Origin of the sequence: Paraglaciecola sp., from assembly GCF_039943935.1 — a bacterium.
GTDB lineage: Bacteria > Pseudomonadota > Gammaproteobacteria > Enterobacterales > Alteromonadaceae > Paraglaciecola.
This window is the reverse complement of the sequence record NZ_JBDUZQ010000023.1, coordinates 266849-280074: the sequence shown is the minus strand read 5'-3', so window position 1 is coordinate 280074 and position 13226 is coordinate 266849. Positions and strand designations below refer to the sequence as shown.

Below are 13226 nucleotides of genomic sequence, written 5' to 3'. Positions count from 1 at the left end.
GATAACCCATTAATTAAGTTAAAGTTTTCATCAATACTTTGGCTTTAAATGATAAGATTACACACAGCTTACCTAATAGGTAAGTCACTAATAACAATCATTAAGTGAATTTTTTCACCTGCTAAAAAATGAGACAATACCTTACATTAAATAAAACCGGAGCTACTGCTGATGAGCAAAATGAAAATCTCTGCCCTATTGTTAATGGCAGCGACATTGACAACCCCCCTTATAGTTCAAGCGCAGGAACATCCCAACTTGATAATGACCAAAGTGGGTATGGAAAAGGTCAGAAAGAATCTAGGTAATGTACCTTTATTTGACGCTTCAGTACAAAGCGTAAAAAAAGAAGTAGACGCAGAAATTGCTTTGGGTATTGACACCCCTATCCCAAAAGACTTTTCAGGTGGATACACTCACCAAAGGCATAAATTAAACTTTTTTATCGCTCAAAAAGCAGGTGCACTTTACCAAATTTTAGAAGATGACAAGTACGCTAAATATGTTCGCGACATGTTATTTCAATACGAGGCCATGTACAAAGACCTACCAGTGCACCCACAAGAGCGCTCTTATGCAAGAGGTAAGTTATTTTGGCAGTGCCTAAACGACAGTAATTGGTTGGTTTATATGGCTCAAGCCTATGATGCGATTTACGACACACTGTCAGAGCAAGAGCGAGATAAGTTAGAGAATAACTTGTTTAGACCCTTTGCTGATTACATTTCTTTAGAGAACCCTAAATTTTATAATCGTGTTCATAATCATAGTACTTGGGGTAATGCCGCAGTGGGTATGATAGCCCTAGTAATGGATGACAAAGAGTTACTAGACAGAGCTTTATACGGAATCGAAGATGACGGTCTACCAATTGGCGGCGTAGACAACGACGGCGGCACAATTAAAGTTGCAGGCCAAAAGAAAGGTTTTCTTGCTAACTTAGAAGACCCCTTCTCTCCTGATGGCTATTATACAGAAGGCCCTTACTACCAGCGTTATGCCATGTATCCATTCCTAATTTTTGGTTTAGCCATGAACAATGTAAAACCAGAAATGAAAGTATTTTCACATAAAGACAATGTGTTATTGAAAGGGGTGGATGCACTGTTGAATTTGACCGATGCTGATGGTGAATTTTTCCCATTAAACGACGGACAGAAAGGCATGTCGTACTTCACTCCTGCACTAGTGACGGCAGTTGATATAGCCTACCAGTATGGTGATAAAAACCCACAGCTGTTAAGTATTGCTGAAAAACAAAATGAAGTATTACTAGACCAATCAGGCCTTGCTGTAGCTATGGGTATTCGTGATGGTAAAGCTCAACCGTTCGTTAAGAATTCCCTTAACCTAACTGATGGCCAAAACGGTGATCAGGGCGGTGTTGGAGTTTTGAGGCATGGTAATGAAGACCTAACCTTAGTATTTAAATATGCAGCTCAAGGCTTAAGTCACGGCCACTATGACAAACTTTCGTTCTCTTTATATGAAAAAGGAGATGAAGTTATACAAGATTATGGTTTAGCTAGATTTGTCAATATTGGTCAAAAAGGCGGTGGTAACTATTTAAAAGAAAACAAAACCTGGGCTAAAACCACCATCGCTCACAACACTATTTCACTAAATGAAGAAATGCATTTTGATGGCAAGTATCAGGTAGCTAGCCAACACCATTCAGATTTGTATTTTTATGATGATTCAAACAAAGATGTTCAAGTTGTCAGTGCCACCGAAGCCAATGCCTACCCTGGCACTGAGCTGCATCGTACAATGGCAATCATTAAAACTGACGGGTTTGAGAAACCATTTCTGTTAGACATTATGAAAGTTAAAGCTGACAAGAAAAACCAATATGATTTTCCGTTTTACTTTATGGGCCAAGTGTTAAGTGACAACTTTGATTATGAGTCACCTGAAACCTTAAAGCCTTTAGGTAAGAAAAATGGTTATCAACACCTTTACCTTGAAGGCAAAGGCAAACCATCAAGTGATAGCACACAATTTTCTTGGTTAGGCGAAGGCAAGTACTACACATTAACATCTGCAACAAATAAAGGTGACGAGTTATTGTTTACTCGTATGGGTGCTAATGATCCAGACTTTAACCTGCGCAGAGAAGCCGCTTTAATGATACGCAGAGATAACACAGCAGACACTAGCTTTGTATCTGTGGTTGAACCTCATGGCAGTTACAGCCCTGTATCAGAACTATCAGTTAACTCCAATAGCAGCATAGATGAACTTAAAGTGGAATTGGATACGTCAAAATACACAGCAGTATCTATAAAAGATCTAAAAGGAAATGCGAATATCTTTATTTTGTCTAATACCAATGCTTCCATGTCTAAACAACATAAGTTGAAAGTTGATGGAAAAACATACCGCTGGAAAGGACCTTATTACTTCACTAAAAAGTAATATTTGTTACTAAAGCATTTTACTAATACAAGCCTCTAAGTATCATCCAACTCGATACTTAGAGGTTTTTTTATAGAGCAATAAATTCTCTCTACATTGCCATTCATATTCTGTTACTTGCGACTCCCCATCGCAAAATGGTCCATCCTAAAACCTAGCTTTCATAGCTAAACAATGCTTAACAATAGTCGTCAATTCATAATAATGTCACTTTTCTGTCATGGAAACGTCTCACAAAACTCTTAGTTTTGCATCCTTCAAGGACAAACGTAACCTAGCAAACAAAGAAGTAATATAATGAAAAAACCCCAAGCAGTCAGACTAAAATTAAGCAAATTGTCTTTACTTATTAGCTCCATATTTGGCGCTCACCTCTACGCTCAAGAAACCAGCGAACAACAAATAGAACAAATTACCGTGACAACCCAGAAACGGGTGCAATCAATACAAGATGTACCCGCGAGTATCAGCGCATATAACGGTGACTTTTTAGACTCAATTGGTGTGGGTGAATTGGATACTCTTTCTGAAATTACACCAGGCTTGGTCATTCAAGAACAAAGTCCAAATAACCCAGGGTTTGTTATACGAGGTATCACCTCAGATAGTGGCTCTTCTCAAGCCTCACCACGAGTATCTATTTATTACAATGGTGCAGATATTTCTCGTTCTCGAGGCTCATACTTTGAAATGTTTGATATTCAAAGAGTTGAAGTTGTTAAGGGTCCGCAAGCGACTTTGTTTGGGACGGCAGCTTCTGTAGGTGCATTAAGTGTCATCACGAATAAACCAGAAGAAGATTTCTCAGCAGCCTTTACGGTTGGCACAGGTAACTTTTCAGCCAAACAAGTGAAAGGTTATGTTACAGGCGGAAATGAAACCCTTCAGGGCAGGTTTGCACTTAGCTACCGCCAACGTGATGGTTATATCGAAAATATAGCTGGCGACGCTAACTCACAATCACCTGATGGCACGCAGCAAGACGACATGCATGCCATCGAACGCACAGCTTATCGCGCATCTCTACGTTTCTTACCCACAGAGACAATTACTGCCGATTTGGTCTATACACATGAAGAAAACCAAGACTCAGGAACATCTTTCAAAAATGGACTTTATGCACCTACGGGTGGCGATACCAGCACCTTTAGTTTCGTAGAGTTATCAGGTAGCCCCTACTCAGCTGAAGTACTAGGTGCAGAAAAACTAGGAGTAGATCGTACAACAGATGATCTTAACCTAACCGTTGAATGGTTAATGTCTGACAGCCTTACATTTACCTCTGTTTCAGCGACTCGTAGCTTTGATTCATTAGAAATATTTGATGCAGACGGCACTCAAGCGTGGTTTTTAGAATTCGCAGAAGATGCTAAAGGTGATCAATTCAGCCAAGAGTTTAGATTACTGCACACCGGTGAGAAGTTAACCACCATAGCGGGTGTTAGTTACTTTACCGAAGACGGTAATCAAGCCGTTCCCTTTAGCACAGAAGAATCTATATACTTAAATTGCTTAGGTGTTCTAGGAACAGGCCTCCCTTGTATTAATGCTGATGGCTCTGTTAATCAACTTAGTGTCGTATTAACAGAAGGAGTTTATTCTGAAATTCCATACAGCGCAGTATTCAGTAACTTTGGTGAAACAGATTCATTATCAGCCTTTGCTGACTTTACCTACGCTTTAACCAAAGACTTAGAAATCACTGCCGGTTTACGATATATCTCTGAAGAAAAAACCAGTGGCTATAGCTCTGTTGCACCCGATTCACTCATATTAACGTTAATAGGCGCTCCAGCTCCACTACTACCAGTCGTTAATACCGATGGTGTAGTACTTGAAGCAACAGATAAGTTTAACGACTGGTTACCCCGCTTTAATATGCTTTATAAACTAAGCGATAACACCAATATCTACGCAACTATCTCAAAAGGCCGTCGTTCTGAAGTATTAGATGTAAGCTCTACAACAGATGAAGATGGCAATGTTGTGGCTGACGTAACGCTAGTGCCAGCAGAAATAATCTGGAATGCTGAGACAGGTATTAAAGGCCAAGCACTAAATCGCTCAGTTACTTACTCTGCATCTGTCTATTATCAAGACTACTCTGATTTTCAAGTCACCCAACAAGACGATGCAGGTAACTTCTTTACAGCCAATGCGGGCTCTGCAACAAACTTTGGATTCGAGTCAGAAGTAAGAGCGCTTATGGGTGATAACTTTGACGTATTTGCGAACTTGGCTTACATAGACGCCACAATTGATGACGATAGTGCCAATGGCGAACTAGCGGGTAATCGTTTTAGGTTACAACCAGAATGGACAGCGAGTACCGGAGTGTCTTACTACCAAGAGTTGTCAGACAACTATAACTTGATGGGCTCTTTAATCTACAGTTATCGCTCAGACATATACTTTGAACCAGATAATGCCCCTATTTCAGGTTTAGATATCAGCGAAGACGCAATCAGTTTAGTTAATGCGAGAATTGGTATTACTAATCAAGAGAGTGGCTGGAGCCTCAGTTTGAACGCTAGCAATTTGTTCGACAAAGAGTATTTAGTTGATGCCGGTAATACTGGCGGTAGTTTTGGAAACCCAACCTTTGTAGCAGGGCCGCCTAGATTTGTAGGTATAGACTTCTCCATATCATTTGGTCACTAAGTTACACCACAAGCACTAAACCTATAATAAGGCACCAACATTGGTGCCTTTTTTACTACTCACCAACAGAACGATTAACTCTCTGCTGAGTAGCCAATTATGGTGAATACACTTACAAACTAATAAATATCAGAATAGCAACACCCAAGCTTCGAAATCATCGGCTCACACCTCAAGGCTTATGGTAAGGTATGCGTTTACACAATATCTAAAGCATACAGATTTATTAGGCCCACATTATGATCCCATGGTCTCTTGTAGACACAGCAAAAATCCCTAACGATGGCGGTGAATTAAAGCTCTCCCAGCGTGGTGGTGAATTCACGATAAAGAAGTTAGGTAAACGTGGCGGACTAATAGATAGCCGAATTTATAATTCAGATAAAGTACTGGCTCAAGTAGGTTGCGCGCATATTAAACCTCACCACGACGCACATGTATTGGTAGCAGGTTTAGCAATGGGATATACCCTAACAGCCGCCCTAAAAGCCATCAATTCTGATTCCCAAGTGACAGTTTCTGAGGTAACACCTGAAGTAGTCGAATGGAATAAAGGCCCTTTAGGACAATGTGCGGGCAACCCACTACAAGACCCACGCACGCATGTTCATATTGGTGATATAAAAAAGTTATTAAGTACCAGAAAACCCACATACGATGCCATTTTACTTAATGTTAGTCATGATCCCAAAAGTCTTCACCCAACAGACAATAATTCGATTTATTCTGAAGATGGACTCAAAGATAGTTACGACACATTAGGCCCAAATGGCATGCTAGCCATTTTGGCTGTCGAGGCTGACTATTTATTTACGCTACGTTTAAAAAAAATAGGCTTTAGAGTGGATACACGTAATGTCCAAGCCGGTTCGAAAAAAGGCAAACAACCCACTATATTTTTAGCAAGAAAACTTTAGAAGCAAATTCTATTTATAAGGTAAAGCATGTCATTTTCAGCATTACAGTTATCAGAAACTATTTTAAAAACAATAACTGATTTAGGTTACATCCAGCCTACCCCTATTCAAGAAAAAGCCATTCCGGTTATCTTATCAGGAGAAAACCTGATAGCTGCGGCACAAACGGGCACAGGTAAAACAGCAAGTTTTGCCTTACCGATTCTACAAATGCTTGATACTAAACGTAAGTTAAGGGGTAAACGTATTCGTGCGCTTATTCTAGTCCCTACTCGCGAGCTAGCAGTGCAAGTTGAAAAGAGTTTTATTACCTATGGCCAAGATATAAGCCTAAGCACCATGGCGATGTATGGAGGGGTTGATTCATCTGAACAAAAACAGCGCTTAATTAACGGCATTGACGTACTTATAGCGACACCTGGCCGCCTCTTAGACCTTGCTCATCAACGTTCACTACATTTTGATGAACTTGAAGTTTTAGTTCTAGACGAAGCCGATCGAATGCTGGATATGGGGTTTATTGGCGACTTAAATAAAATTATTGAACGCCTGCCAGAAGATCGTCAAAATCTGCTTTTTTCCGCGACTATTTCTAGCGAAGTACGCACCTTAGCCAAACGTTCTATCTACAAGCCTGTTGAAATATCGATCAAGCAAGGCAAAACCACCGCAGCTAAAATTGAACAATGGTTAGTAACGGTTGATAAAGGTAATAAATCAGCTTTATTAAGCCATCTCATTAAAGAACAAGAATGGGAACAAGCCCTTATTTTTATTGAAACCAAACAAGGTGCCGCTAAATTAGTGAGTCAATTAGCAAAACGAGGTATTTCAGCAGAAAGTATTCATGGTGACCGAACCCAAGCAGTCCGAGAGAATATATTAGCGGACTTTAAGTCTGGAAAAATTAAATTTTTAATCGCCACTGGTGTCGCATCCCGTGGTTTAGATATTGAAAACCTATCACGGGTCGTAAACTACGACTTACCTGACAAAGTTGAAGATTATATTCATAGAATTGGCAGAACAGGCAGAGCTGGAGCAATAGGTGAAGCTATTTCATTTGTAGCTAAAGATAACTTTAGAAACCTGTGTGCCATCGAAAGTCGTGTTGGCCATGTTATAACGAGAAAAACCTTTGAAGGATTTGAAGTTAAAAAGACAGTGCCCATTTCTATTTTAAATTACGTGCCTAAAAACAAACGTATTTAATTTATCAAACAAGATAAAATTTAATTGCCAATACAAACGTAGATTTGAGTGCTGGCGTAAATCACAGATCCTACGCCAGCCCAAAGGTTTTGAAGCAATAATTAACGCTTAAAAATCTTTTCTAAAAGGTATTCGGTAAAATAAGCTGTAAAATACCGGTACAGCAACCAAAGTTAACAAGGTTGCGAAGGCAAGACCTCCCATAATAGTAACCGACATATCTGCAAAGAACGGGTCAAATAAGAGTGGCATCACCCCTAAAATGGTTGTAATCGCGGCTAAAGCGACGGGGCGTAAACGGCTTACACTCGCTTCAATTAAACCATGTAATGGTTCTTTACCTTCACCGATTTGTAAATCGATTTCTTCTAGCAGCACAATGGCATTTTTTATCAGCATGCCAAATAAACTTAAGAAACCTAACAAAGACATAAACCCAAACGGCATATCAGCTGCTAATAAACCAGCAACGACACCCACTATGGCCATTGGTACTATTAACCAAATGATTAGTGGTTGGCGTACTCTCCCAAACAACACCACGCTAATTAAAAACATCACCAAAAAACCTAATGGCAAGCCAGCGCCTAACGCTTGTTGTGCTTCGTTTGCGGTTTCATATTCGCCCCCATACTCTAATGCGTAACCAACGGGTAAAGGAATGTCTTCTAATTGCTGCTTTACTCTAGCAAATGCAGCACCCGCGGTTTCATTTGCCCCGGGCTCAGCGGATATACTAATGGTACGTACACGATCCCTTCTTTGAATTAACAGCTCTTCGCTTTCATACTGAATGCCACTGGATACCTGCTGAAATGGAATATATCGCCTTTGGCTACTACTCCAAACCAAACTATTTTGTATGTCTGATAAATCAGGCTCAGTTTGCAAGCGACTCTTAGCAATAATCGGATATAAGTAGTCACCAAACTGCAGTTGGCCAATTCGTAAACCACTACTAGCAAATTGAATTGCTTCGGAGAAGTCTAACCTTGATACTCCTGCTAAACCTGCAGTGATTTCATCATATTGAGGGATCAAATTAAAACCTTTCTCTCTCCAATTATCCCTAACACTGATAATTGAGGGGTCTTCAATATAAATATTTTTAGCTTGGTCGGCGAGCTCTCGCAGTATTTTTGGGTCAGGGCCCGAAAACCTCGTTTGCAATTTAGCTTCAGCAGAAGGACCAAACTGAAGCACCTTCTCATAGAAATGACCATCTGGGTCTACAGTCTGTAGCTTTTTAGCTAACGCCTCAGCGGTTGCAGCAATGTCCTCCGCATTATCAACCCTGACCAAAAACAACCCATAACTCTCATTTGGCATTTCTGGGCCATACAGCAAGGTAAATCGCTCGGCACCGCGCCCCACAAAACTAGCAACCGAAGAAACACTGTCATCAGACAATATGATTTTTTCACCTTTAACCATATTAATTTCTGTTTCACGAATATCTCTGTCTTGTGGGCTCCAGTAATTAATAAAGAACACGGGGGCATTTGAAGGAGGGAAGAAACCTTGCTTTATCATGCCAAAGCTTGCATATGCAGTAATGGTTATAATAAGTAGTACTGCCAAACTCACCCACCTAAAACGTAAGGCTAACTTTAAAAAACTCAAATACCCTTTAGATAGAACCGATAACTTAGGCTCGGTAGTTGTTTCTTCACCAACTTTATAAAAATACTTGCCTAATAAAGGAGTTAAGGTAACCGCGAAGACCCAACTCAGTAATAACGAAATCAATACCACCGCATAAAGTGAAAATAAAAACTCTCCTGTAGCGTCATTTGACAACCCTATACCAGAAAACGCCATAATTCCGATTATGGTAGCCCCAAGTAGAGGCCACTGGGTTCGCTTAACTATGAAACTTGCTGCTTCCAAAGCGGATTTACCTTTAGCCATGCGCATCATCATACCTTCGGCGACTACAATGGCATTATCCACCAACATCCCCATGGCTATGACCATGGCACCTAAAGATATACGTTGTAATCGTAAATCACTCAACCACATTAATAATACTGTACCAAGCACAGTAATCAGTAGGGTAACCCCTACTACTACACCCGAGCGCCAGCCCATAAAAATACATAAAGCTAAGGTCACAACTAACACAGACACTTCTAAATTGAGTATAAAACCATCTACAGCCTCTTCTACAATTCCAGCTTGGTCATATAATGGCTCTACTACTATCCCTGTAGGGAGAGATTTAATTAACTCGTCGACTTTTTGATTAACTTTCTTACCCACATCGACTATGTTTACATCAAACTTGGCTGAGACGGCAAAGCTAATGGCATCCTTACCATTAAAGCGCATAATACTTTGTGGAATTTCTACAGGTTGAATGCTAATTTCGGCTATATCTCGTAGCTTTATAGATGCATTATTTCCAGGTAGAACAATGGATAAGTTTCTTATCTCATCAATTCTATTTGTAGAATCCGCCAGAGAAATCCTAACTTGCTTGCCTTCTACCAATAACCTGCCCCCTGTAAAAGGTTGCAAATTATTACTGAGAAGTTGTGTAATATCTGGAAACGATAAACCTAGTCCTGCTATTTGGTAAGTATCAAAAGTCGCAACAATTTCTTCTTCTAAAATACCGTTAACATCGACTTTTGCTACACCATCAATAGTCAGTAATTCTCTACGAATAACACGAGAAAATTCTCTAATTTGATAAGGTGAAAAATCCGGTGCAGTAAGCGCATAATACAAACCATACACGTCACCAAAGTCATCAATCACCAAAGGTGTAGACGTACCGATTGGTAGAGAAGAGTTAAGGTCTCTTAAACGTTTTCTCATCTCATCCCAAATTTGAGGTAACTCTTCAGTATTGTAGGTTGACAGTACTTCAACTCTAATTTGCGATACACCGGGTTTGCTAGTTGAAACCAAACGTTTCAACTGCGGCATTTTCTGCAATGCAATTTCAATTTGTTCAGTTAATTCTTTTTCAACTTTTTCAGCATTTGCCCCAGGATAATAAGTCATTATCATCGACTGTTTAATAGTAAAAGCGGGATCTTCTAGCCTCCCGATATTGCCCAAGGCGATTAGGCCTCCAATAATACAAACTATGGCTAACAACCATATATTGACAGGCCTTGTAAGAGAATAACGAGCAATATCCATTATGGCGCTACCTTGTATTCACGAACGAGTAGATTTTCTCTCATATTAGTAATACCAGCAGACACAATCCTATCCCCAGCCACTACCCCCGATCCAATAAGAACATATTTGTCGAAGATTGCGTCAACAGTCACTGCTTTTTTAGTCACCCTATTTTGCTCTTCATCAAACCACCAAACAGCAAATCCTGACTCTGCATCACCAAATACAGCAGATATAGGAACCGTAATCACGTTCCTTTTGGTTGCCTGATTCTCTATTTTCACCATGGCTCTTGAGCCAGGATTAAAGATAGTTTCTTGTGCATTATTAATGCCAAATGTCACCTTGAAAGTTTGTGTAATAGGATCAGGAGTGGCTTGATGTTCAACATAATGAATAGGGTAGACTTGGTCATCTATACCCACGATACGGGCAGTTGCAACCACATCTTTATTGCCTTTATTAAGCGTCATTACTCGTTCAGGAACATCAAAAGAAAAGTACAAACTAGAACGGTCTTGTATTGTCGCTATAGACAAGCCCACCTGAACATAACTGTCAATTTCAACATATCTGTCAGATACAAAACCATCATATGGGGCTGTTACTTTGGTATAACTTAAGTCTTGTTTGGCGTTATTAAGATCTAATAAGGTGGTTTCGAATTGTGTTTTAGCGTTATCGTACGCACTAGGTGATACCCCACCAGTTTTATATAACGCATCGATACGTTTTAGATCGTTTTTGGCTAGTTCATGCCTAGCTTCTTTATCTTTTACTTTTCGCTCATAGGGAAGAGGGTCAATTTGAGCTAACACCTGACCTTTTTGAACTTTTCGGCCCTTAACTAAGTCTGTTGCAATCAAGCGTCCTGATACTTCAAACCTAAGTTCAACACTTTTAACAACAGATACAACAGCAGGAAATTCATAAACATCATTGATTGGTTTCTCCACCACAGTAAAAGTTTGTACCACTAACGGCTCCTCTTTTACTTCAACAACCTCTGACTCACTACAACTCTGACACAAAATTATCAGACCTATAAAAATCAATTGTTTCATCCTACTCTCCCCAAAAAATTTGCCAATTGAGTATCAATCAACTGGGCGCAATATTAACACATTAACACTAAGTGTAAACCCAATTGAAAAATGAACTATTTCAGGTAAACTAGCGGTATTAGACTAAGGCAGAGATAGATGCTAAAAAGTACCCAAAAAATATTCGATACAGCCAAAGAGTGTTTCTTTCAACACGGCTATAGTGCATCCAGTATTGCTATGATCAGCCGTTACTCTGGCGTATCTAGAGTGACAATTCACAAACAATTTTCTTCAAAAGAGGAGCTATTTAGAGCCACAATAGAAAACTTTTTATTAGAAAAAGATACTGAAATTCAAATATATACCAATAAGACTGGATTATTTTGGTGTGACACCTATGAATTTTTAGCAAGACGCTGCACAGAAATCTTCGACAATATTCCTAATGCGATGATTAAGTCAGATTTGATCCTAGCAGGCCACTCCCATTGTCACGACTTACTAGAACACAATCGGATTAAAACAAGACATGCGATTCAAACACGTTTACAACGAGCTATCGAAGACAAACAACTTTGTCTCAAGAAGATTGGCTTAGACTGCGAAACCCTAGCCACAAATATACAGCTATTAGCTGAAGGGATCATGCTATCGAGTTCTGCGGCTGAACCTAATCAAGTTGTAAAAACAACCCTGCACGTTTATGAAGTATCTTGCACCGTTTAATTTAACCCAGAGAGCCGGGCAATTTACTCACCAAAACTAATTGTTTTTAATAAATTCACTATGACTCACTGCTTTTAACTAGGTTTTTCGTATAAAATCGTCTTAGTGATTTTTATTAGTAAATAACACCCTAAATGAAGCGGTCCCTCTACACCGTCCTATTCCTTTTTACTTGGCCACACCACAATGACAGATAAAACTATAGTTACCCACAGTGGTAATTTTCATGCTGATGACGTGTTTAGCGTTGCCACTCTTAAAAATGTTTACCCAAACTTTACCTTGGTACGTACACGCCACAAAGACATTATAGCCAGGGCCGATATCGTAATAGATGTAGGCGGAGAGTATGATCCGGATGCAGGGCGGTTTGACCACCATCAACGAGGGGGCGCTGGCGCCCGTGAAAATGGCATCCCCTTTTCGTCCTTTGGTTTAATTTGGCAAAAATACGGCTTAGCACTTTGCGAAGGAAACCAAGAAGTGGCCGACGCCATTGATGCAGGGCTAGTCTCAACTATTGATGCTATAGATTGTGGGTACACAGAAGGTGTGTCAGAAGGTATTAGCCTTAGCCAAACCATTTCGATGTTCAACCCCACATGGCAAGAAGACAGTCAGTATGACGACTGCTTTAATGAAGCCGTTGCCTTTGCATCTCGCATCTTAAAACGCTTTATTGCAGCAGCGAGTGGCGGGATTAATGCCAAGTCTATCGTGGCCGAAGCCATTGCAAACGCCGCAGACCCACGAGTAATTGTGTTAGAAAAATACACCCCTTGGAAAAAAACAGTTCATGCCCTATCAGAGCAAGCGCTGTATGTTATTTATCCGTCAGATACGGGCCAATGGAGAATCCAAACAGTACCTATTGAACCAGGCTCTTTTGAAAACAGAAAGTCTCTACCAAAAGAATGGGCAGGCTTATCAGATGAAGCATTACAGCAAGCCACTGGTATTGCTGATGCTATGTTTTGTCATAATGGGTTATTTATTGCCGGAGCAGAGTCCTTCGAAAGCACCATGAAGATGGCATCTATTGCCCTTCAGTAGAATTTAACAACCTGACAAAAAAGGGAGTCAATTGACTCCCTTTTTTATTGCTCCTAGC

Annotated in this window: 8 protein-coding genes; 6 read left to right on the top strand and 2 right to left on the bottom strand. The window is 40.0% G+C overall.

The genetic code is table 11. The features are described from left to right. Positions 1–171: 171 nt before the first annotated feature. The 4 genes from ABJD71_RS16070 to ABJD71_RS16055 all read left to right on the top strand — a co-directional run bounded on the left by ABJD71_RS16070 (position 172) and on the right by ABJD71_RS16055 (position 7208). Complete coding sequence (locus ABJD71_RS16070; RefSeq protein WP_348171698.1) at positions 172–2418, top strand: heparinase II/III family protein; 2247 nt, start codon at positions 172–174, stop codon at positions 2416–2418. Between the two features lie 297 nt (positions 2419–2715). Then, on the top strand, positions 2716–5079 hold the full coding sequence (locus ABJD71_RS16065) for a TonB-dependent receptor (protein WP_348171695.1): 2364 nt from the start codon (positions 2716–2718) through the stop codon (positions 5077–5079). A 239-nt stretch (positions 5080–5318) separates the two neighbouring features. Continuing rightward, the gene (locus ABJD71_RS16060) at positions 5319–5996 is read left to right on the top strand and encodes a hypothetical protein (RefSeq protein WP_348171692.1); all 678 of its coding nucleotides are present in this window, start codon (positions 5319–5321) and stop codon (positions 5994–5996) included. Positions 5997–6023: 27 nt separating this feature from the next. Beyond that, the gene (locus ABJD71_RS16055) at positions 6024–7208 is read left to right on the top strand and encodes a DEAD/DEAH box helicase (RefSeq protein WP_348171689.1); all 1185 of its coding nucleotides are present in this window, start codon (positions 6024–6026) and stop codon (positions 7206–7208) included. Between the two features lie 108 nt (positions 7209–7316). Here the strand turns inward: ABJD71_RS16055 and ABJD71_RS16050 are convergent, their stop codons facing one another. Together ABJD71_RS16050 and ABJD71_RS16045 are read right to left on the bottom strand one after the other, a co-directional pair. Next, a complete protein-coding gene (locus ABJD71_RS16050) occupies positions 7317–10361 on the bottom strand; it encodes an efflux RND transporter permease subunit (protein ID WP_348171686.1) in 3045 nt (1014 codons plus the stop codon). Then, positions 10361–11407, bottom strand: coding sequence for an efflux RND transporter periplasmic adaptor subunit (locus tag ABJD71_RS16045; protein WP_348171683.1), 1047 nt, complete (start codon positions 11405–11407; stop codon positions 10361–10363). Before ABJD71_RS16045 ends, ABJD71_RS16050 begins: the two co-directional genes overlap by 1 nt. 138 nt (positions 11408–11545) lie before the next feature. Here ABJD71_RS16045 and ABJD71_RS16040 point away from each other — a divergent pair, with 138 nt between their 5' ends. Further along, on the top strand, positions 11546–12115 hold the full coding sequence (locus ABJD71_RS16040) for a TetR/AcrR family transcriptional regulator (RefSeq protein ID WP_348171680.1): 570 nt from the start codon (positions 11546–11548) through the stop codon (positions 12113–12115). 186 nt (positions 12116–12301) lie between these two features. Then, a complete protein-coding gene (locus tag ABJD71_RS16035) occupies positions 12302–13168 on the top strand; it encodes an MYG1 family protein (RefSeq protein WP_348171677.1) in 867 nt (288 codons plus the stop codon). Positions 13169–13226 lie beyond the last annotated feature (58 nt).